Source organism: Mesobacillus sp. MER 48 (genome assembly GCF_023714225.1).
Classification (GTDB): Bacteria; Bacillota; Bacilli; order Bacillales; family Cytobacillaceae; genus Mesobacillus; species Mesobacillus oceanisediminis_A.
The window spans coordinates 575,768-597,424 of record NZ_JAMAUR010000003.1 but is presented as its reverse complement, the minus strand read 5'-3'; the positions used below and the strand labels follow the sequence as shown (position 1 = coordinate 597,424).

Genomic DNA, 21,657 nt, shown 5'->3' with positions numbered 1-21,657 from the left:
TGTGGGATGAAAGCCGGAGCGATTATTTTAGCAGGCGGCAAATCTAGCAGGATGGGAACGAATAAAGCTCTCCTGAAATTTCACGAAAAAACGAATATTGAGAGAATTAAGGATGAGTTACAGCACGTTTTTGATGATATAATTCTAGTAACGAATGATCCTGAAACCTATCAATTTTTAAATATCAAAAGTGTGACAGACCAATATCCGGGTTCTGGACCGCTGGCGGGAATCCATGCGGGGCTCGAGGCATCAGATTACGAAGAGAATTTCATCGTTGCCTGTGATATGCCATTTGTATCCGCAGAGCTTGCCGAGAACCTTGTGAAAGCCCTCAAGCACCACGATGCAGTCGTGCCCGTCAGTGATGGCCGGAAGCATCCGCTTTTTGCGGCGTACCAAAAACGCGTGGCCCGCGAAGCGGTGAAATGCATTGAGGACGGAACGTTAAGGATCAGGCATATGCTTGAAAAACTGGATGTCCGATACCTCGATGAGCCAGATTTGCTACTGTATTGCGGAAACAATCTTGAACGCGTCTTTTTCAATATGAACCATCCCGAAGAATATGAAAATGCGAAGAAATGGACGGAATCCGGGGAATAGTTTTCAGGTGCCAGAAAGGAAGATAGGCAGCATGCAATTTTTCAAAGTGAAAACGGTTGAAGAGACCTTTGCGTTAATTGATGAGAAAATCAGCAAGATCAAAGAAACCGAGGTTCGCACGCTTGATGAGGCACTTCATTTCATCCTGGCCGAGGACATCAGAGCGGAAGAGAATGTGCCGGGCTTTGATCGATCGACCGTTGATGGTTATGCCGTCATCGCCAGGGACACCTATGGATCTTCTGAATCCATGCCTGGATTCCTGAATGTCGCCGGTGAGGTCCATATGGGCGAAGAAGCAGTAAAACCGGTGGGCAGGGGAGAAGCAATCTATGTCCCGACGGGCGGAATGCTTCCTCCGGGCAGCGACAGCGTCCTGATGATCGAGCATTGCGAGGAAATCGGCGGGCTGTTGAATACGTACAAGCAGATCGCACCGGGCGAAAACGTCATCTCCGCAGGCGAAGATATCCGTTCAGGCGAGGTGCTGTTGACACAAGGCACGAAATTGCGTCCGCAGGAGCTCGGAGCCCTGGCAGCACTTGGCGTTTCCGAGGTGAAAGTCTATCGTAAGCTGAAAGCTGCATACCTTTCTTCAGGGGACGAAATCGTTCCTTATGAAACGAAAACACTTGAAACCGGACAAATCCGTGATATCAATTACCTGACCGTCAAGGGCCTGGCCAATGGATGGGACATCGAGGTCATTTATGGCGGCATCACCCGCGATGACTATCAGGAATTCGCCAGCAAGGCTCGCGAATTATATGAACAGGCGGACTGCCTTATTTTATCAGGAGGAAGTTCCGTCGGTACGAAGGATTACACGACCGAGGTTATCCAGTCACTTGGGGATCCAGGCGTGTTTGTTCACGGAATCTCGATTAAGCCGGGCAAGCCGACGATTCTCGCGGTGGCGGATGGAAAACCGGTCATCGGACTGCCAGGGCATCCGGCATCGGCAATGATCATCTTCAAGCTGTTTGGCGAACAGGTCTTTAGAAAGCTGAAGGGTGAAAAATACGAACAAAAACCGGAGAGGATATTTGCCCGGATTGTTAAAAATATCGCATCCTCACCAGGGCGCTCCGATTACATCAGAGTGAGACTGGAGAAAAGGGACGGCGAATGGTGGGCCGAGCCGATCATCGGCAAATCAGGCCTGATCACCACTTTGGTAAAAAGCGATGGAATCGTCGAGATTGTTTCCGAAAAAGAGGGGATTTCTCAAGGCGAATTCGTTCCAGTAATTTTGACGAGATAGGGGGAGCCGCATCATGGATAAAATACGTTATAACCGAAAAATCTACCTTGAAGACAAGCCGAGAGCACAAGCTAGGGAAGAAGTGCTGGCCGCGTTCGACCTGTCTCAGGAAAAAGAATGGATCCCTGCTTCCTCAGCCCTGGGCCGGATTACTGCTGAACCTGTTTTCGCCAATGTGTCCATGCCTTTTTATCATGCATCCGCAATGGATGGAGTTGCCGTCAATGCCGAGGAGACTTATGAAGCCCATGAGCAGCGTCCGCTCCATTTAAAAAAGGATGAGCAGTTCAAATACGTTGATACCGGGAATGCGATTCCTCAGGAATTCAATGCCGTCATTATGGTCGAAAACATTCACGTCATTGACGATGAGACAATTGAAATCATTGAACCGGCAACTCCCTGGCAGCATATCCGCCCGATTGGTGAGGATATCGTCCAGGAGGAAATGCTGTTCACACAGGGGCATCAGCTGCGTCCTGCCGACCTTGGCGCACTCCTTGCAGCCCAGGTGACCGAAGTGTGCGTCGTGAAAAAGCCGTTGGTAACGATCATTCCAACAGGGAATGAACTGGTCAGCGCAGATGCGTCGCTAGCTTCAGGCCGGATCATCGAGTTCAATGGAACTGTTTTTAGCGCTTATGTAGAAGATTGGGGCGGCAATCCCTATCTGCATCCGATCGTGAAGGATGAACCGGAAAAAATCAGGAAAGCGTTGCTGAACGCGGTCGAAACCTCTGATATTGTCGTGATCAACGCTGGTTCTTCCGCAGGTTCAAAAGATTACACTGTACACATTCTTGAGGAACTCGGCACTGTTTTCACCCATGGTGTCGCGACAAGGCCGGGTAAGCCAGTCATCCTCGGAAAAATTAAAGATAAAGTGGTAGTAGGCGTGCCTGGATATCCAGTGTCGGCCTACATGGCGCTTGAGTGGTTCGTCAGGCCGCTCGTTTGCAAGTATCTGGGGATACCAGAACCCGAAAGGCCAAAACTAGAAGTGAAGCTTGGCCGCAGGATCGTCTCCACAATGGGGGCGGAGGACTTTGTCCGAATGAATATCGGCTATGTGGATGGACAATTTGTCGCCAATCCGCTGACACGCGCGGCGGGGGTCACGATGTCACTGGTGCGTGCGGACGGCTTGCTCGTTGTTCCGCCGGAGGAGTTAGGATATGAACAGGGAGATGCCGTCATGGTCGAGCTATACAGACCGGTTGAAGAAATCAAGAACGCGATCGTCTTCAGCGGCAGCCATGACCTGACGATTGACCTTTTGTCCTCCCAGCTCAAAAATCAGCGCACCGACATGAAAATTGTTTCTTCCCATGTTGGCAGCATGGCCGGTTTGATGGCAATCAGAAAAGGGGAAGCCCATGTAGCGGGCATTCATTTGCTTGACCCGGAGACGAAAGAATATAATGTTACCTACGTAAGGAAATTCCTTGCCGGGCAAGACGCAGTCCTTTATCCTTTCTTGAAAAGAACCCAGGGCTGGATGCTGCCAAAAGGCAATCCGCTCGGAATCGAAAATGTCAGCGACATCGCTGTGAAGGGCGCAGATTATGCCAACAGGCAAAAAGGCGCCGGTACACGGATCCTGTTTGATTTAATGTTAAAAGATGCCGGCCTTGACGCAGAACAGGTCAACGGCTATGACCGTGAAATGTTCTCACATTTGAGCGTCGCTGCTGAAGTGAAGGGGAACGACAATGCGGCCGGACTCGGCATATTCCCGGCTGCCAGGGCAATGGGGCTCGACTTCATCCCGGTCGCAGACGAAAGCTACGATTTGCTGATGACAAAAGCATTCTTCGAAAGCGAAAAGGGTATATGGTTAAGGTCAGTGATCCAATCACAGTCCTTCAAAGCCGAAGTCGACAAAATTGGCGGATACGCAGTTGTTGAAAATCCTGAGCCTGTTTATTTTTAAGGCTCTGTTAAAGCCCAATGATGTTTATACACCTGTTGATTGTAGTGGAAGGCGCGTAGACTCCTGCGGGCGCAGCTGGTCAGGTGAGACCCCGCAGGAGCAGAGCGACGAGGAGGCTCAGCGCCAGCCCCGCGGAAAGCGAAGCGCCTGGAACGAAAATCAACAGTCTTGTTTAACAGAGCCATTTTTAAAGGGACACTCTAATGGACAAAACGGAGTCAGAACCCGGAAAAAGTGTCCGATAGAAGGTCTCTAATGGACAAAACGGGTTCAGAACCCGGAAAAAGTGTCCATAAACATATTAAATCCTGATCCGGATCAGTTTATTGAGGTGATTTTGATGAATTATGAAATAGCGAAAGATCCAATCAACGTTCAATCTGTCATTGATAAAGTGGTCCAGCGTGAAGCAGGGGCAATCACGACATTCATTGGCACTGTCCGTGAATTGACGAAGGGAAAGAAAACCCTTTATCTTATATATGAAGCTTATGAGCCGATGGCTGTCAAAAAGCTTGAGCAGATTGGCACGGAAATCCAGGAACGCTGGGATGGCGCGCAGGTCGCGATCACCCATCGGGTCGGCAAGCTCGACATCACGGATATTGCTGTCGTGATCGCCGTTTCCACACCTCACCGCAACGATGCATATGAAGCCAATCGTTATGCGATCGAGCGCATCAAGGAAATCGTCCCAATCTGGAAGAAAGAGCATTGGGAAGACGGGGAAGAATGGATTGGCAACCAACTAGAAACTGTCCCATATCCGACAGGGAAACCGGAGGAGAAGGATCTCAATGAATAAAATATTATTTTTTGCCCACCTGCGTGACGAAGCAGGCCATGAATCAGTCGAAATCGAAGCAGCAGGCAAGACAGTTGCCGAACTGAAGCAAATAGTCGCAGAAAAATATGGTGTCCAAAAGCTTGATACTTCAATGACAGCGATCAATGAAGAATTTTCATCTAATGATGAAGTCATTAAAGAAGGAGACACAATTGCCTTCATACCGCCTGTTTCCGGCGGTTGATCCATAGCAAATTACGGCGCCCCGTTCCGTTGACAGGATTGTCGATGGAATCAGGGCGTTTGTTTTACAGGAGGGGTACACCCTATGTCAGAAAGATATTCACGCCAGACGCTGTTTCCTCAAATAGGCAAGGGAGGCCAGGACAAAATCCGCAGCAAGCATGTCCTGATGATTGGCGCAGGTGCACTTGGTTCAGGGAATGCCGAGCTGCTGGTTAGAGCAGGTATCGGCCGTCTGACGATTGTCGACCGGGATTATGTCGAAGCAAGCAACCTGCAAAGACAGCAATTATATACTGAAGAGGATGTCGCTGAGAAGCTTCCAAAGGCTGCAGCGGCTGAAAAAAGATTGAAGGCGATCAACTCTGACGTTGAAATCACCGCATTGATTGCGGATGCCACTCCCGAAAAACTGGCTGAGCTTGTTGATGGCGTCGATTTGATTATCGATGCTACCGATAATTTTGAAACAAGGATGGCCATTAATGATATTTCGCAGAAGTACCAGATTCCGTGGATATATGGTGCCTGCGTTGCCAGCTTTGGCATGAGTTTCTCCATTATTCCTGGAAAAACACCATGTCTGAACTGTTTGCTGAAGACGGTGCCGCTGCACGGGCTGACCTGCGATACCGGCGGAATCATCGGGCCTGCCGTACAGATGGTCATTGCCCACCAGGGTGCCGAAGCACTGAAGATCCTTGTGGAAGACTGGGATGCGGTCAGAACTTCTTTTGTCAGCTTTGATCTGTGGCGGAATCAGTATACAAGCATGAAAATGTCAAAAGCGAAGGACCCTGGTTGTCTCTCATGCGGCGACAATCCGGAATATCCGTATTTGGATGTTGAAAATATGACCAAAACGACTGTCCTGTGCGGCCGTGATACCGTACAGATCAGGCCGCCGAAACAGCAGCAGCTTAACCTCCAGGAGACGGCTGAAAAAATGAGGGATTTGGGTTATCAGGTAAAAGGAAACCCTTATCTGGTATCTGTTGAAATGGATGATAACAGGATGGTCATTTTCCAGGATGGACGTGCATTGATCCATGGAACGAAGGATCTGGCACAGGCCCGCAGCATCTACCAGCGCTTCTTTGGCTAGAAATCTTTAAACTCGCAAACCCCCTGCCGGCTTCGGCAGGGGGTTTCTATGATAAACGATCACAGCGGATCGGATATACCATTGCTGATTAATGGCTTTATTTTACTTCATCGGTTGCGACAAGGACTAAACGGCCTTTGTCCAATTCGACCTCATACTGCTCAGCTTCTTGCTTTGAAAGTCCGAGGGATTCGAATTTGTTTCGCAGTTCGTCTCCGCGGGACTTGAACATATTGCCGATGGAATCAAAGAAGCCCTGTTCCTTGAAGCCCATACCGCCTGTTTCGGTAGCATCTGTCAAGTGCTCACTTCGGTCTTCATCATGAGCGAAAATATAAATGTTTTCTTTTCCGAAACCTGCAGCTTCCAGAGAGCTGATTTTTTCAGTTGCCTGTACGCCGTTTTCCACAACTTCTACTTTCAACATAATATCTTCCTCCTTAAGTGTTTTTAACCTATACTAGTTTGGGATGCTTTTATAGCCTTCCGCGTCTACACTATTTATATAACCGTTATTTGCTCTATTAAACATGCTGGAAAATGTTCACATACCTTTTTGGAAATCGGGTAGTTAGATAGTAGAGAAAGGAGCGATCACGATGCGTTCGATGCAAAACGGCTGGGCACCACTGCTGGCAGAGGAGTTTGAAAAAGCTTATTATTTGGATTTAAGAGAGTTCTTGATGGAAGAATACCAGAACAAAACGGTTTATCCCGATAAGGAAGACATCTTCAATGCATTGCGGTATACAGACTATGATAAGGTAAAAGTGGTCATCCTTGGCCAGGATCCATACCATGGACCGGGTCAGGCACATGGCTTAAGTTTTTCGGTAAAACCAGAGGTTGAAATCCCGCCATCACTCCGGAACATGTTCAAGGAGCTAAAGGCTGACCTTGGCTGTGAGATACCCAATCACGGATATTTGAAAAAGTGGGCAGACCAGGGTGTGCTGCTTTTGAATACGGTGCTTACAGTCAGGAAGGGTGAAGCGCATTCCCACAAGGGGAAAGGCTGGGAAACCTTCACCGATAAAGTCATCACCCTGTTGAATGACCGTCAGGAACCAGTCATTTTCATCCTTTGGGGCAAACCGGCTCAAAGTAAATTGAAGTTGATTGATGAAAGCAAACATAAGATCATCACGTCTGCACATCCAAGCCCTTTGTCCGCAAGAAGAGGTTTCTTTGGAAGCAAGCCATTCTCAAGAGTAAACGAGATTTTGCGAGAGTGGGGCAGACAGGAAATCGATTGGCAAATCGACGATATGAAAAATTATTAGCTCTGGGGGACCAGAGTTTTTTTCTGGTCGACTGAGTTCTTTTTTTAAAAATCGACATGTTCCACGTGGAACTGACAGCAAATTCTTATACAGTCGAAAATATAACAGATTTATTGTAGAATGGAACCGTACAGCATGATCGAGTCGGATCCTACATATAAGGTACCGCCCGTGGAGGTGAGTTAATGAATATTTCACTGCAAAAATTGCTTTTGAAAATGGAAGAAGAATTAAGCCGGGCCAAATCGGCACAATCTGAAGCTGCACAGCGGGAACGAATCCAGTCGATTAAAACGCTTTGTGAACTTGTTCTTGATGAACCACAGCAGGGGTCAGGCAAGCCCGGGCAAAGCCATATCATCCAGCAGCCAGCACAGCAACTTATTCCTGCTCAACCAGTCTTTCCTCAGCAGCAGATGCCAGTAAGCCAGCCATCAACAATGGTTCCGCAGCCGAAAAAACTGGAAATGGATGATGATTCAAACGGAGACTCGCTATTCGATTTCTAATTTAGGTTGTTTTCGTAAAGATTGTTGTTAAAATCTTAAAGCCGATTTTAACGTGCTATTAAGCCATTTTGCAGTTCGTTTTTAAGTGTGCAAGCTCTTTTCTCATAATAAGCTTTTTTATGCAGAAAACTAGGTCATTCAATCCCATTTTGTAATCAATGGCAACATAGTTTGAGAAAAGAGCCTTAATTTAAAGATAGAGGTGGAAATGATGAAGTTATTTATCATAATAGGGGCAATCAATGCCTTTCTTGCAGTCGCACTCGGAGCCTTTGGAGCACATGGGCTGGAAGGCAAGGTCGAACCAAAATATCTAGAAACCTGGAAAACCGGTGTTACATACCAGATGTTCCACGCAACCGGAATCTTGATAATTGGAGTCCTGCTGGGAAAACTCCCTGCAACTTCACTGCTGAACTGGTCAGGCTGGCTGATGCTGATCGGAATCATCCTGTTTTCCGGAAGCCTGTATGCCTTGACCCTTACAAAAATCAGCATCCTTGGGGCCATCACCCCGCTTGGCGGAGTATCATTCCTCGCCGCCTGGGTATTGTTGATCATTGCCGCAGTTAAATACTTATAATCAAAGAGCATGCCGGCTGGCATGCTCTTTTTACAGGCTCATTAAGATTCTTTGACAATCGTCTTATTGATTTCAACACGTTCTTTTCCCATGAAAAAGACCGCAATTGCCGAAATAGCAATTGGAATTAAAGCAAGTGCGAAAATATGAGTGATTGAAGAAGACATCGCCTCGACGATTTTATCCAGGACAAATTCCGGGATTTGCGAACGTTGTCCAGACTGGAATAATTGCTGCGGGTCTCCCATCAGCTGGTTCCCTTGGCCGCCGCCCATTCCAGCAAAGGCACTTTTTAGCTGGTCCATAAAACTATTATTCTGGATAGTCCCAAATATGGTGATGCCCAGTGTCATTCCAAGCGAGCGAAGGAATGAATTAGTTGAATTCGCCGATCCTCGGTGCCGCGGGTCGAGGTTGTGTATGGAAGCTGTAGGGAGGAGGGAGAAAGAGAATCCCATTCCAAATCCGACCAATATCATGAAAAGTGTCAGGACCAGTCTCGACGTATCAGGTGACATCATGCTGAGCAGCAGCATCCCTGCAAAGTAGGCGATAACCGAAATGAACATAAGGTTCCGATAGCTGGTCTTTGTCTGGAATATGCCGCCAACCGCACTGCCGGCAACAGAACCTAGCATCATCGGTGTCAAAATCAGTCCAGCCGTCTTAGCCGAGCCCCCATAAACCGCCTGTACAAAAATAGGGATATAGACTGCGAGAATGATGAATGTTGCTCCGTAGAGGAAGGCCAGAACCTGTGATGCAGCAAACAGCCGCCTTTTAAACATCCAAAAAGAAATGATCGGTTCCGCTGCTTTTCTTTCAGCAAAAATAAATACTAAAAAGAATAGAGCGAAACTTGAAAACAAACCTATGATTTGGACTGAGCCCCAGTCATATTCTTTTCCGCCGAGTTCGAGGGCGAACATTAAGCTGACAACTGCGACAACTAATGTGAAGGCGCCAGCCCAGTCAATTTTCTGCCTGGAATGCTGAGTGGATTCATGATAATACTTCCCAATAAAGAATAAAGAGACAATGCCAATCGGGACATTAATGTAAAACACCCAATGCCAGCTGAACCAGTCAGTGATATAAGCACCAAGGAGTGGTCCAAGGACACTTGAAGTCCCGAAAACGGCGCCAAGCAGTCCAGTCATTTTGCCGCGCCTTTCGGGAGGGAAGATATCAAAAACAATCGTGAACGCAATCGGCATCAAAGCTCCGCCGCCGATTCCCTGGATCGCCCTGAAAATGCTTAGCTGCACCATTGTTTGGGCAATTCCGCAAAGCGCGGAGCCTATTAAAAAAACCAGCAAGCCAAATATGTAAAATCGTTTCCGGCCATACATATCTGACAGCTTCCCAAAAATGGGCATTCCGGCCATCACGGTAACCATATAAGCAGAGGTCACCCAGATAAACTTGTCAAAGTCGCCAAGGTCCGCAACAATTGTTCCCATTGCCGTCGCCACAATCGTATTATCCATTGCAGCCATCAAGATCCCAAGCAGCAAACCTGCCACTACAAGCCTAATATTGCTTTCATTTGAAACCATCTCATCCACCCAGCTTCCTTCATCGGATATAGTAAGTATATAAATTTTATTTTTCGAGTAGAATCATTGTCAAGAATTTGTAGGCTGAACTATGACATGCTTTTTAGCTGATTAATCATGATTAACTGTCCCAACTACGTGTTTTCTGTCACCTGTCAGAAAAAAGATTGTTTAAAAATAATGAATGATACCACAACAAAAAAACGGCCGAAGCCGCTTTGGAGAATAGTAGTTTTCATTATCTTGGCGGGTATACCGTCAGTCCAGCTCCGCCGCCGAATGGATATTCGTACTCGATTTCTTCATCGAAAGTAACATAATCAAGGTAAATCATTGGCAGGAGAATCCGTTTTCCTGTTTGCGGGTCACTGAGGATGAGATGGTCACGTCCAGCAGCTTCTATGAGTCCCTGGAAAATTTTCGCATTCCATTCGGTATTGTTTTCAAAAGTAGCATACACTGTTGCGAGTTTTCCTTTGTTCAGGCGAAGGATATTCTCGATGTAGGATGCTTCAATTGGAAGCATTCCTGGTACCTGGACACCTCCAACTGCACCTGCACTTGTACCTGGAAAGGCACCGCCAGACTGGGTTGGGAATGATGTTGCCTGCGGGAATCCTGGCTGGCCCATTTGCCCCATTTGCCCCATCTGTCCCATCTGAGACATCTGCGGCACCTGGGCTTGTGCTGCCGATTTTTCTTCTGTGCCGCTATAAGGCTGATACATCTGTGGATAGGTTCTGTAGTTATAGTATGGGTTATTGTATTGAGTCATTGTGTAGCCTCCTTAAAATTATTTTCTTTTCATTCATTTCACCTTATTTATGTAAATGGTGAAATTGAGCTTTAATAGGATAGGGTACAAGTAAAATGAATCCTCACTATTTCATTCATATGAGGGAAGCTGCATTTTATGACTCAAATATTTTGGATGGAGGGGCGTAAGAAAGGGGCATAAACAATGCTTCATATTCATGAGAACAGACAAAAAAATCCCCGGGCATCAGCCCGGGGATTTATCGAATCATTAGACATTCAGGAATGAAACAACGCGGTCTTCTTCCAGCAGGTTTCCTACGAAGAATGAACCGAATTCGCCATAGCGTGCGCTGACTTCGTCAAAACGCATTTCATATACTAGCTTTTTGAATTGAAGGACATCGTCCGCGAACAATGTTACGCCCCACTCATAGTCGTCGAAGCCGACGGAACCAGTGATGATCTGCTTGACTTTGCCTGCATACTGGCGGCCGATCATGCCGTGGCTGCGCATCATATTGCGGCGGTCTTCCATAGGCAGCATGTACCAGTTGTCTTCGCCCTGACGGCGCTTGTCCATTGGATAGAAGCAAACATACTTCGCCTTTGGAAGTTCAGGGTAAAGGCGGGCAAGGATTTGCGGGTTCTGGTAAGGATCTTCGCCTGCTGGCAGATAGTTGCTGAGCTCGACAACAGAAACATAAGAATGAGCAGGAATCGTGTATTCAGCAAGTCTGGATTTGTTGAATTCTGTCTCGATTTCATTCAATTCTTCCATCGTAGGGCGCAGGATCATCATCATGAAATCTGCTTTTTGGCCAACGATTGTATACAGGGCATGGCTGCCTTGTTTTTCAGCCTGAGTTTTATTCCACTTTTCCACAAGGCCGAGGAATTCCTGGATGATTTCCTGACGCTCTTCACCCGGGAGCATTTTCCAGGTTGTCCAATCAACAGTGCGGAAATCATGAAGGGCATACCAGCCATCCAAAGTCTGTGCTGCTTCAGTCATTTTATATCACTCCTATAAATCAACAATATACCAATATCATATCATAGTTTCGCCATTCGTCATGTTAATAAACCCCGTTTGTTTATCCTGATGGGAAAAAGGATATTTTGTTAAAGATTGCAAATAGTAAAAGGGGCAGGAAAAACATGCTTGAAAATTTTCAATAAAAAGACTTCTGGGCTGTAAACGGTAACATTCTTGAATTTTAGGGCTGGTAAAGTATGCTATAAGTATAGATAAAAGGAGGAGTCAGCATGAGTGATTTATTTGAAGGCTTAAAAGCCAAATTAAGCGGACAAAATTTACGGATCGTGTTTCCGGAAGGCCTCGACGAACGGATTCTTGCTGCAGCGGGAAGACTGGCTGCAGACGGAGTATTAACACCAATTTTAGTAGGGAATATTGAACAGATCCAGGCGAAAGCTGCTGATATGAATGTTTCGTTGGATGCGGCAGAAATTTATGATCCTGTCAATTTTGCGATGATGGATGAGCTTGTCGCTGCATTCGTTGAGAGACGGAAAGGAAAAGCAACAGAAGAGCAGGCGCGCAAAATCCTTCTCGATGAAAACTACTTCGGTACGATGCTCGTGTATTCGAATAAAGCAGATGGTCTTGTAAGCGGTGCTGCACACTCGACTGCGGACACAGTAAGACCGGCATTGCAGATCATCAAGACGAAGGAAGGCGTACGCAAGACCTCAGGTGTCTTCATTATGGTACGTGAAGATGAGAAGTATGTCTTCGCTGACTGCGCGATCAATATCGCTCCCGACAGCCAGGACCTTGCTGAAATCGCGGTCGAAAGTGCAAAGACAGCAAGAATGTTCGATGTAGAGCCGCGCGTGGCCATGCTTAGCTTCTCCACAAAAGGCTCAGCTGTTTCTCCTGAGACTGAAAGAGTGTCCAAAGCAGTCGAAGAAGCCAAGCTTCGCGACCCATTATTAATCGTTGACGGAGAGTTCCAATTCGATGCAGCTTTCGTTCCATCTGTTGCTGAAAAGAAAGCTCCCGATTCAGTGATCATGGGCAATGCGAATGTTTTCGTATTCCCAAGCCTTGAAGCAGGGAATATCGGCTATAAGATTGCTCAGCGCTTAGGAGGATTCGAAGCAGTTGGACCAATTTTGCAGGGCTTGAACCGTCCGGTAAACGACCTGTCCCGCGGCTGCAGCGAAGAAGACGTGTACAAGCTTGCGCTCATAACGGCAGCACAGGCACTTACGAAGTAAAAATAATGAATTTCTGAGCCGGTCGGAACTTTTCGATCGGCTTTTTTAAATCGGCTATCGTATTAGCTGCCGGCCCAGATATGCTATAATATCAACGAAAAAGCTAGAGATAGAAAAGAGGAAACCACGATGGATGAGGCGCTTAATTTACTGCGTCAGGATAAATGGAGATTGATCGACCAGTCGGCGCTCGGCACGCAATTTCATGCCCTGCAGTCATTCGGGACGGATGATACATTATGCGAATCGGTCGGCAAAGGACAGTCACCGGCAACTGCAAGGGCATGGGTCCATCATGACACAGTTGTCCTCGGAATCCAGGATACAAGGCTTCCTCATCTCCAGGAAGGTCTCGACTACCTCGAGGAGCAGGGCTATCAGTATATCGTCCGCAATTCAGGCGGACTTGCTGTCGTGCTGGACGAAGGTGTCCTGAATCTTTCACTCATTTTACCTGAAAAGGAAAAAGGGATTGACATCAATCGCGGCTATGATGCTATGTGGTTATTGATCAAGGAGATGTTCGCTGACTTCAATAAAAAGATTGAGGCAAGGGAAATTTCTGCTTCCTATTGTCCTGGAAGCTATGATTTGAGCATCGCCGGTAAAAAATTCGCTGGCATCTCGCAACGCCGCCTGAAAAAAGGGGTAGCTGTGCAAATCTATCTTTGTGTGACGGGAAGCGGCAGCCAGAGGGCTGAATTGATCCGTGGATTTTACGATCGCGCCAAAAAAGGGGAGATCACGAAATTCACCTATCCGGAAGTCCAGCCAGAGGTCATGGCCTCCTTGTCCGAATTATTCGGGATTGAGCTGACCATTCAGGATGTTATGCTGCGGTTTTTGACATTCCTGCATGCCAACAGCAACGAGCTCACTTCAGGATATTTGAACGGAGACGAGATTGGGCTTTTTGATCATTATTATAATCGTGTCATCGAACGGAATGAAAAATTCCTGGATTAATGCAATGAAAGCCGGAAATCTGTGATTTCCGGCTTTTTTTAAAAAACATAAGAGGGGGCAGCTGCCAAAGTCTCCTTCTCCATCTATTATCTATTTATTTTATAACTAGATATCTATTCGGCTACTTTTTCGAGATTGCCATTGCGGTCCATCTTGAATTTGGTTGCCGGACGCTCTTCTTCTTCAAACAGGGCAAGCTTGCGGGCGCGGTTCATGATTTTCATGAGTGTTTCGTAATCTTCCTGCATGGTGTTCGTATTTTCCTCAAGCCTGTTGATTTTTTGCTGCAGTTCTTCATTGTGTTTTCTTAAACTATGGATTTCACGCTTCAATCTTTCATTCTCGCTCTTATAAATATCAACCTGCAGCGATGAGCCGTTCAGGCTTTGCAGATAGGCGATGACATGTCCCATTGTCAGGCCGGTTGGCGGGACAGTGTGACGGACAGGTGCCGTATGGGTTACTCGTGTTTGTACAGCCTGGACCGGCATTTCGGACACTTCTTCAGCCGTTTCCACTGAGTAATCCTTTTGCGCGTTCTCCTTGTTCACTAATTCTTGCATTTCTGCCATGAGTGCAGCATCGATCTGTTTATCATCTTGTTCAAGAACGGACAGGTCGAAGGTAGGCAGGGCCATTTCAGTTAGTTCTTCTGCTGGCAACGATCCTGTCAAACTTTCATCCAATGTTGGAACCGGCGGGTTGTATAGCAGTTTTTTCTTGCCGCCCTGATCTTTTCCTAGGATTCTCTGTCTCTGTTTACGCTGCTTTTTGGCAAGCTGCAAGGCTTTTTCATAGTTATGCCTCACAACGGCGTTCCAGCGGAATCCGCAGGCAGCGGAAGTACGGTCGAGCTTGTCGCCCACCTCTTCAAAAGCATTCAATTGGGTGCTGCCTTCTCTTACATGGCGGAGCACGGTTTCAGCCAGCAATAAATCATTTTCATCTGTCCAGGCATCCTGGCGTGTTTTCATTCTTCTTCAACTCCCTTTTACTTTGGTTAACTATTGAAACTTCTATTTCAATCTTGTCCTGAAATTGGAAACCTTATACATCGTATAATTGGAGGATAGTAGATTTTTTGCGGGAAATACGTGTTTTCCATATAGATAGATAAGCAAGTGGGCCTGTTCAACAGCTTGCATTCAAGTCCAATTAGAGGTAAAATACGCTTTAGTCTTAAAGAAAAGCGCAACCGCCTTGTCAGCCATAAAGCAAAGCTGGATCGGGACAGCAATCCGGATTCCTGCTAAGGCACTTGGAGGGGCGGCGCAGCTGGACAGTTTTTAAAGAAAGGGTTGTCCTAAATGGCAAACGAATTCCGTGTTTGCGACGATTGTCAGGCCGTAAACCTTAAAACATTGATACCGAAGCTCAAGCAGCTTGATCCTGAAGCAACAGTTGACATCGGCTGCCAGTCCTACTGCGGACCAGGCAGGAAGAAGACTTTCGCATTCGTCAACAATCGGCCAGTCGCTGCACTGTCTGAGGAAGAGCTCATGGAAAAAGTGCAAAAGAAGCTTAAATAAACTTTTTCCTTATAAAATAGATAAATCACCTTTAAACCACCGTTTAGAGGTGATTTTTTTTCCCGCGCAAACTTGCAAACTAGTTTATACATCCGGGAATATTGGAATGAAGGGAATAGGATTTTAATAACAGTATGCAATTTTTGTAAAAAATTGCAGAAAATCGAGATGATTTGACGAATGAAACAGGCTATAATAAAAACAAGCTAATCAGGAAGAAGGAGAACGATGGAATATTCGGAAGAAAAATTACTTGAAGAAAAAGTATTCAAAGATCCAGTACACCGGTATGTCCATGTCCGTGACCGTGTCATCTGGGATTTGATCGGGACAAAGGAATTCCAGCGCCTGAGAAGGATCAAGCAGCTCGGCACAACGTACCTGACCTTCCACGGAGCTGAACACAGCCGCTTCAACCATTCACTGGGAGTCTATGAAATCACCCGGCGGATAGTTGACAATGCGTTCGCATCCCGCCCTGAATGGAATGAAGGAGAGCGCCTGCTATCGTTATGCGCCGCCCTGCTTCATGACCTTGGCCATGGACCGTTTTCGCACTCGTTCGAGAAGGTATTCGACCTTGATCATGAGGATTTCACAAGGGAAATCATCCTTGGCGATACAGAAGTGAATCAGGTGCTTTCAAAGGTTGCCGCAGATTTCCCGAAGAAGGTTGCTGAAGTGATCGAAAAAACCTATGAGAACAAGCTTGTCATCAGCCTGATTTCGAGCCAGATTGATGCCGACCGGATGGATTATCTGCAGAGGGATGCATATTTTACAGGAGTCAGCTACGGACATTTTGATATGGAACGGATTTTGCGCGTCATGCGCCCGCGCGAGGACCAGGTCGTCATCAAGCAAAGCGGGATGCATGCTGTCGAGGACTACATAATGAGCCGCTACCAGATGTACTGGCAAGTTTATTTCCACCCAGTGACAAGGAGTGCCGAGGTCATCCTGACGAAAATCCTGCACCGTGCCAAACACCTTCATGAGCAAAACTACACATTTAAACATAAACCGCACCATTTTTACTCAATCTTTGAGGACCGCATGACTTTGCAAGACTATTTAAAATTGGATGAAGCTGTGTTCCTCTATTATTTCCAGATATGGGAGGAAGAGGAGGACCAGATCCTGAGCGATTTGTGCCGCCGCTTCAATAACCGAAATCTATTTAAATATGTCGAGTTCGACCCTGCAAAAGAATACAAGAAGCTGGCAAAGCTTTCTGTGTTATTCGAGCAGGCTGGTCTTGACCCTGAATACTACCTGGTGGTCGATTCATCATCAGACCTTCCATACGATTTTTACCGTCCTGGCGAGGAGGAAGAACGCCTCCCAATCCACCTGCTGAAGAAAAACGGCGAAATCCGCGAACTTTCACGCGAGTCAGAGATTGTCGACGCCATTTCCGGAAAAAGAAGGACCGACCACAAACTTTATTATCCTGCCGATTTCCTGGAAAGGGAAAAAGCCCGACCTGAAATCAGGCAGATTGCACAGATTCTTGAACTGAACTTAGACAATGGGACCATTTGATACAGGAGTTGACTCGTTTTGTTAAAAGACCACGCTAAAATCATACATGCCATTTCAGTTTCTGGAGAAGTCATCGGCAGGAAAAAGCTTCAGAAGATGATCTATATCGCCAAAAAGATGGAGTTCCCATTCCAGGAACGATTCCAGTTCCATTTTTACGGACCCTATTCCGAAGAACTGACGCTTAGGGTAGAGGAGCTTTGCAATATGGGCTTCCTCGACGAAGTGAAGGAAAAGAAAGGCGGCTACTATCAATACCGCTACACCCTGACAGAAGCAGGCCAGGAATTCCTCGGTGAAAACAGCATCGAGATGCCATGCCTCGGCGACTGCCTGACCGACATCAACGACCAGAATGCAAGATTCCTTGAACTCGTTTCCACGGTTTTATATTTTGATAACTTGCCAGAAGCCGAAGTACGCGAGAAGATCCAGACCGTGAAAAAGAGCCAGAAATACACAGACGAAGAAATTGATGAAGCTTATGATTATATCGCGAGTTTGAAAAGCAAGTCAAAGCAATTATTAGCATAAGCAGATTTTTACTTGGAATCGAGTATGGGCCCTTATAGGGTTTTGTGCTCGGTTTTTTTATGTAAAAAAAGAAAAGGTATTATGCGACCGTTAGAGGTGTGAAATTGAAATGGCGGCCATATAATAGGAAAACATGTGCCCGTGCAAAGGAGAAGCCGAGGTCACGGTCACAAGAAAGGGAAACATGTGCCCGTGAAAAGAGAAAATCGTGGATCACGGTCACAAGAAAGGGAAACATGTGCCCGTGAAACGAGAAAATCACGGATTACGGTCACAAGAAAGGGAAACATGTGCACGTAAAACGAGAAAATCACGGTTTACGGGCACAAAAAGAAAAAAGCCCAGATTTCTCTGAGCTTTTAGGAGTCCTATTCGTCACTTAACCTTTTGCCAGCTACCGCATAATGGTTCTTCGCCATTTCCTCGATGAACACAACGACTTTCTCCTTTGGTGCGCCTGTTGTTTCGCTGACAGCGTCTGTTACCTTTTCAACTAGTGCTTTCTTTTGGTCCTCTGTGCGGCCTTCAATCATTTTTACTGTTACGTATGGCATTTGTTTTGCCTCCTTAAAATGAAAGATATGTAAATCTAAATTGAGTTTTTCATAATTCGCGGAAATTCGCAAGTCTGGTGAAAGATTGTCTTTTTCACATTCCAACGAGAATGGGTTATACTTTAGGGAAAAGACAATAAAAGGGGAATGGAATGTGAGCTTACCCTATTCGTTAGAACAAATTCCGTTTGTAGCTGCAGCTTTGATGATCGCTTTCGCGGTCCATGAATTCGCGCACGCCTGGGTGGCGTATAAGTTTGGCGACCCGACTGCCCAGAGACAGGGACGGTTGACCTTGAATCCGATCAAGCATCTGGATCCGCTGGGGACTATCTTGATTTTTATCGCTGGATTCGGGTGGGCAAGGCCGGTTCCAGTCAATCGATTCATGTTCAAGAATCCCAGGCTTGCCGGTGTGCTTGTATCGGTTGCCGGGCCAATAAGCAATCTTATTCTTGTGTTCCTGGCTTTTGCAATCTGGTACATATTTGTCACGCTCGGTTTGGCCCAGGGAGTTCCGGAATTTTTCCTGGAATTCCTGAATATATTTATCGGGCTGAATGCGATGCTGTTCGTATTCAACCTTCTGCCGTTCCCGCCGCTTGATGGCTACCGGATCATAGAGGATTTGGCACCTGTGGACATCCGGGCAAAAATGACACAATACGAAGCATACGGTTCAATCATTTTCTTGATCCTGGTGATCACACCCCTTGACCGATATACAATCCAGCCGATTTTCAGCTATTTGATCCCGGCTGTGACTGATGGAATATACAATTTGTTTTTCTGATTCATTTTAAGGAGGGTTCCAACATGGAAGAAAAAAAGGGAAAGAATATTGGCTTCAATATTATAAAAAATGACCCTATGGATGGCCATAAGGGTTTTGGTAAAGGCGTCCTTACACTTGATAATGTATCACCGGTCATCATTGACGTGGATGCAGGCGAGGCAGCTGTTGAAGTCGGTGCAATGCATGCCCGAAGTGCTGTTGAAAAAGGCATCAAGTTCCTTCCTGACCGCAATGAAGTGCCGGATGCCAAGGCCTACTGGGTTGTCTGGGTGACAATTGACAGGAAGGAAGAGGGGCCATATTACGCTGGCGTCACTGCCTGTGAAATGACCGTCAACCGTGAAATCCGCCGTGGCTATAAATCGCTTCCGGAACATGTGAACCGTCTCGACAAGTCAATCAAGCGCCATATCATCGTCGACCATATGGATGAAAAATCCAAGAAAATTCTCAGAGACTTCCTGAAGAACCATGACCCTGGAATGTGGGAGCGGTCTGAAGAGAAGTTGAAGACCGATTTATCTGCAGAGTAGCGATTGGATAATTATTCTAAAAAAGTGTCTAAATTGTGACATTTGATAGCAAGTGACAATATCTGGCTTGCTCAATTTCAATAAAAAAAGTAAACTGATAACAGCGTAAAACACATTTTATGCTAGGACGAGAAAAACCCCGGAGCTATGCTTCCGGGGTTTTTCTTTTGATATATGTGGTTCTATAATCCGAACCAGCGCTTGTACCAAGGCTTCTTCTCTTTCTTCATTTCAGATGTTTCTTCTTTATGCTCCTCGTGTGCAAGATGGTCTGTGCAATATTCGGTTGGCTCGGTTCCTGCCGCGAACCAAGTAAGTCTTTTAACTGGGCAGCCATCGGAGGCGAGGTTTCCGTTAGCGGGATCCACATAGACGGCGACCGTGCCTTTGGCTGCCTTGAATTTTTTGACAGGTTCATTGTCGAGCGATTTTTCTATAAAATCCATCCAGATATTTTTAGCGTAGGATTTTTCCACGGTCAGCTCAATCGGTTTCCCTTTGTCATATCCCGTCCAAACTGCCGACACGAGCTGCGGGGTATAGCCAACCATCCAGCTGTCCGTTTCTGTCGTGCCTGATTTTGCTGCGTATGGCCGAGTCATCTTTTTGATCAGCGTGCTTCCTGTCACGGAAGAATAGCCATTCAATTTTTTATCGAAGATGCCTGTCAGCATATGGGTCATCACCGATGCGAGTTCGGGCTTCAATACCTCTTTCTTTTCACCCTCATATTCATAGATGACCTCGCCTTTATGGTTTTCGACCTTTGTGATCAGGACTGGTTCTACTTTTTTCCCGCCATTGGCTAAAATGCTGTATGCATTGGCCATCTCGATGACTCTGACGCCTGAGGTACCCAGGGCGAGAGAGGGAACCTTCTCCATCTCTGTCTTGATTCCAAAGCGCTTCGCTGTCTTGATCAGCGTATCCTCGCCCAGGAACAGATGGGTTTTTACGGCATAGACGTTATCCGACAATGCCAGGGCCTGCACCATTGTGATATCCTCTTCAGCGTATTTATTGTTGAAATTATGCGGCGTATACTCCGAACGACCATCATCGAACAGGAAGGTCGTCAACTGGCTTTTCATCGTTGTCGACGGCGTGAAGCCATTCTCGAGAGCAGCATAGTACAGGATTGGCTTCATCGTCGACCCTGGCTGCCTGACAGCCTGCACTGCCCGGTTAAAAGGGCTCACCTTATAATCCCTGCCGCCGACGAGTGCCTTTACATAACCATTTTTCGGATTCATCGCCACCAATCCTGCCTGGATTTCTGAATCAGTCGCGATCATTTTGCTGATCGATTTTTCGGCCACTTCCTGCTGCTCAAGGTCAAGTGTTGTGTAAACCCTCAAACCGCCGAGTGAAATCGTCCGGTCATCAAAATTCAACGAGTTCCGGAGTGCATTTTGAACAGCATCCTGGAAGTAAGGTGCCGTGCCAATCCGGTTATGCTGGTGCTCACCGACAAGCTTCAGCTTTTCCGTGCCTGCTTTTTGCGCGGCAAGCTCTGTGATATACCCATTGGATTTCATTGTATTTAAAATCGTCTGCTGACGCTGCTTTGCTTTTTCCATAGATGAAAAAGGCGAGTAGATGCTTGGTCCTTTCGGAATCCCTGCAAGCATGGAAGCTTCCGCCAGGGATAAATCCTTTGCATCCTTGCCAAAATAATAAAGGCTCGCTGCCTGGACGCCGTATGCTCCGTGGCCGTAATAAATCGTATTCAGATAGCCTTCGAGAATCTCATCTTTGGAATAATTCATCTCAAGGCGCAAGGTGTAGAGCGCCTCGGTCGCTTTCCGTGACCATGTCTTATCATGCTCGAGGAAAAGGTTCCTTGCATACTGCTGTGTGATCGTGCTCGCGCCCTGGACTTTGGACATTGCCTTCATATCCGCAATTGCGGCACCTGCAATTCGCTTATAATCAAACCCGTTATGGGTAAAAAAGGTCTTATCCTCTATCGAAACCGTCGCATTGATCAAATGGGGCGAGATATCCTTGAGCGCCACCCAATAGCGCTTCTGTCCCGAATGGCTTTCGCCGATTACCGTCCCATCGTTTGAAAATAACAAGGTCGATTGCGGCACGGCGAGAGGGGGCGGACCCTGGATTTTCGCATAGCCGATCAGCGAAAAATAGACGATCATCGCCAATGCAAGCCCCGCAAGCCCGAAAAAGATCAAAGCACGCAAATATTTGATTGTTTTGCGAAACCGCTGGTCAGTCATCAGCTCCATACTGCTTCCCCCTAAAAAGATAGATAGTATCAGTATGAAAAAAAACAGCTGTTTTTAAACATAGAATCAAATTTTGCTT

General features: G+C 46.6%; 23 protein-coding genes. 16 read left to right on the top strand and 7 right to left on the bottom strand.

Features of this window, described 5'->3' with window-relative positions; translation table 11 throughout:
• Positions 1 to 6: 6 nt before the first annotated feature.
• The 6 genes from mobA to M3593_RS14190 all read left to right on the top strand — a co-directional run bounded on the left by mobA (position 7) and on the right by M3593_RS14190 (position 5,938).
• Positions 7 to 606: a molybdenum cofactor guanylyltransferase gene (gene mobA, locus M3593_RS14215; protein WP_251542521.1), complete on the top strand. Its 600-nt coding sequence runs from the start codon at positions 7 to 9 to the stop codon at positions 604 to 606.
• Positions 607 to 637: 31 nt separating this feature from the next.
• A complete protein-coding gene (locus M3593_RS14210; RefSeq protein ID WP_251542523.1) occupies positions 638 to 1,870 on the top strand; it encodes a molybdopterin molybdotransferase MoeA in 1,233 nt (410 codons plus the stop codon).
• A 13-nt stretch (positions 1,871 to 1,883) separates the two neighbouring features.
• Positions 1,884 to 3,803 (top strand): molybdopterin biosynthesis protein, encoded by a 1,920-nt coding sequence (locus M3593_RS14205; protein WP_251542525.1) that lies wholly within the window; start codon positions 1,884 to 1,886, stop codon positions 3,801 to 3,803.
• A gap of 340 nt (positions 3,804 to 4,143) precedes the next feature.
• Positions 4,144 to 4,608: a molybdenum cofactor biosynthesis protein MoaE gene (locus M3593_RS14200; protein WP_144479243.1), complete on the top strand. Its 465-nt coding sequence runs from the start codon at positions 4,144 to 4,146 to the stop codon at positions 4,606 to 4,608.
• Positions 4,601 to 4,834, top strand: a complete 234-nt coding sequence (gene moaD / locus M3593_RS14195) for a molybdopterin converting factor subunit 1 (protein ID WP_144479241.1) — start codon at positions 4,601 to 4,603, stop codon at positions 4,832 to 4,834. The genes M3593_RS14200 and moaD overlap by 8 nt, the downstream gene beginning before the upstream one ends.
• Before the next feature lie 84 nt (positions 4,835 to 4,918).
• The gene (locus M3593_RS14190; protein ID WP_251542527.1) at positions 4,919 to 5,938 is read left to right on the top strand and encodes a thiazole biosynthesis adenylyltransferase ThiF; all 1,020 of its coding nucleotides are present in this window, start codon (positions 4,919 to 4,921) and stop codon (positions 5,936 to 5,938) included.
• 97 nt (positions 5,939 to 6,035) lie between these two features.
• Here M3593_RS14190 and M3593_RS14185 read toward each other — a convergent pair whose 3' ends face one another.
• The gene (locus tag M3593_RS14185; protein ID WP_251542529.1) at positions 6,036 to 6,365 is read right to left on the bottom strand and encodes a YflT domain-containing protein; all 330 of its coding nucleotides are present in this window, start codon (positions 6,363 to 6,365) and stop codon (positions 6,036 to 6,038) included.
• A gap of 172 nt (positions 6,366 to 6,537) precedes the next feature.
• Here M3593_RS14185 and M3593_RS14180 point away from each other — a divergent pair, with 172 nt between their 5' ends.
• From M3593_RS14180 to M3593_RS14170, 3 genes are all read left to right on the top strand, one after another.
• Complete coding sequence (locus M3593_RS14180) at positions 6,538 to 7,221, top strand: uracil-DNA glycosylase (RefSeq protein ID WP_251542531.1); 684 nt, start codon at positions 6,538 to 6,540, stop codon at positions 7,219 to 7,221.
• A gap of 185 nt (positions 7,222 to 7,406) precedes the next feature.
• The gene (locus M3593_RS14175; RefSeq protein WP_251542532.1) at positions 7,407 to 7,730 is read left to right on the top strand and encodes a YwdI family protein; all 324 of its coding nucleotides are present in this window, start codon (positions 7,407 to 7,409) and stop codon (positions 7,728 to 7,730) included.
• A gap of 211 nt (positions 7,731 to 7,941) precedes the next feature.
• Positions 7,942 to 8,313 carry a DUF423 domain-containing protein gene (locus M3593_RS14170; RefSeq protein WP_144479482.1) on the top strand — a complete coding sequence of 124 codons (372 nt, stop codon included), beginning with the start codon at positions 7,942 to 7,944 and terminating at the stop codon, positions 8,311 to 8,313.
• Between the two features lie 41 nt (positions 8,314 to 8,354).
• Here the strand turns inward: M3593_RS14170 and M3593_RS14165 are convergent, their stop codons facing one another.
• The 3 genes from M3593_RS14165 to hemQ form a co-directional block, all read right to left on the bottom strand.
• The gene (locus M3593_RS14165) at positions 8,355 to 9,872 is read right to left on the bottom strand and encodes an MDR family MFS transporter (RefSeq protein WP_144479231.1); all 1,518 of its coding nucleotides are present in this window, start codon (positions 9,870 to 9,872) and stop codon (positions 8,355 to 8,357) included.
• A 238-nt stretch (positions 9,873 to 10,110) separates the two neighbouring features.
• Positions 10,111 to 10,647, bottom strand: coding sequence for a spore coat protein GerQ (gene gerQ, locus M3593_RS14160; protein ID WP_251542536.1), 537 nt, complete (start codon positions 10,645 to 10,647; stop codon positions 10,111 to 10,113).
• A 252-nt stretch (positions 10,648 to 10,899) separates the two neighbouring features.
• The gene (hemQ, locus tag M3593_RS14155) at positions 10,900 to 11,643 is read right to left on the bottom strand and encodes a hydrogen peroxide-dependent heme synthase (protein ID WP_144479229.1); all 744 of its coding nucleotides are present in this window, start codon (positions 11,641 to 11,643) and stop codon (positions 10,900 to 10,902) included.
• Positions 11,644 to 11,897: 254 nt separating this feature from the next.
• Here hemQ and pta point away from each other — a divergent pair, with 254 nt between their 5' ends.
• The gene (gene pta / locus M3593_RS14150; RefSeq protein ID WP_144479227.1) at positions 11,898 to 12,875 is read left to right on the top strand and encodes a phosphate acetyltransferase; all 978 of its coding nucleotides are present in this window, start codon (positions 11,898 to 11,900) and stop codon (positions 12,873 to 12,875) included.
• Positions 12,876 to 13,004: 129 nt separating this feature from the next.
• Complete coding sequence (lipL, locus tag M3593_RS14145) at positions 13,005 to 13,841, top strand: octanoyl-[GcvH]:protein N-octanoyltransferase (protein WP_144479225.1); 837 nt, start codon at positions 13,005 to 13,007, stop codon at positions 13,839 to 13,841.
• A 113-nt stretch (positions 13,842 to 13,954) separates the two neighbouring features.
• Here the strand turns inward: lipL and M3593_RS14140 are convergent, their stop codons facing one another.
• On the bottom strand, positions 13,955 to 14,815 hold the full coding sequence (locus tag M3593_RS14140; RefSeq protein WP_251542538.1) for an RsfA family transcriptional regulator: 861 nt from the start codon (positions 14,813 to 14,815) through the stop codon (positions 13,955 to 13,957).
• A 333-nt stretch (positions 14,816 to 15,148) separates the two neighbouring features.
• Between M3593_RS14140 and M3593_RS14135 the strand changes: the two genes are divergently transcribed.
• The 3 genes from M3593_RS14135 (at position 15,149) to M3593_RS14125 (ending at position 17,449) form a co-directional block, all read left to right on the top strand.
• Positions 15,149 to 15,370 carry a YuzB family protein gene (locus M3593_RS14135; RefSeq protein ID WP_079506214.1) on the top strand — a complete coding sequence of 74 codons (222 nt, stop codon included), beginning with the start codon at positions 15,149 to 15,151 and terminating at the stop codon, positions 15,368 to 15,370.
• Between the two features lie 228 nt (positions 15,371 to 15,598).
• Complete coding sequence (locus tag M3593_RS14130; RefSeq protein WP_144479221.1) at positions 15,599 to 16,915, top strand: HD domain-containing protein; 1,317 nt, start codon at positions 15,599 to 15,601, stop codon at positions 16,913 to 16,915.
• Between the two features lie 18 nt (positions 16,916 to 16,933).
• Positions 16,934 to 17,449, top strand: a complete 516-nt coding sequence (locus tag M3593_RS14125; RefSeq protein ID WP_251542540.1) for a YwgA family protein — start codon at positions 16,934 to 16,936, stop codon at positions 17,447 to 17,449.
• 368 nt (positions 17,450 to 17,817) lie between these two features.
• Here M3593_RS14125 and M3593_RS14120 read toward each other — a convergent pair whose 3' ends face one another.
• The gene (locus M3593_RS14120; RefSeq protein WP_349654853.1) at positions 17,818 to 18,030 is read right to left on the bottom strand and encodes a 2-hydroxymuconate tautomerase; all 213 of its coding nucleotides are present in this window, start codon (positions 18,028 to 18,030) and stop codon (positions 17,818 to 17,820) included.
• A gap of 178 nt (positions 18,031 to 18,208) precedes the next feature.
• Between M3593_RS14120 and M3593_RS14115 the strand changes: the two genes are divergently transcribed.
• The gene (locus M3593_RS14115) at positions 18,209 to 18,796 is read left to right on the top strand and encodes a site-2 protease family protein (protein ID WP_251542808.1); all 588 of its coding nucleotides are present in this window, start codon (positions 18,209 to 18,211) and stop codon (positions 18,794 to 18,796) included.
• Between the two features lie 23 nt (positions 18,797 to 18,819).
• Entirely contained in the window at positions 18,820 to 19,332 is a 513-nt protein-coding gene (locus M3593_RS14110) for a YwhD family protein (RefSeq protein ID WP_251542542.1), read from the top strand.
• Between the two features lie 182 nt (positions 19,333 to 19,514).
• On the opposite strand, the gene M3593_RS14105 is transcribed toward M3593_RS14110, so the two are convergent.
• Positions 19,515 to 21,578 carry a transglycosylase domain-containing protein gene (locus M3593_RS14105; RefSeq protein WP_251542543.1) on the bottom strand — a complete coding sequence of 688 codons (2,064 nt, stop codon included), beginning with the start codon at positions 21,576 to 21,578 and terminating at the stop codon, positions 19,515 to 19,517.
• Between the last annotated feature and the right edge of the window lie 79 nt (positions 21,579 to 21,657).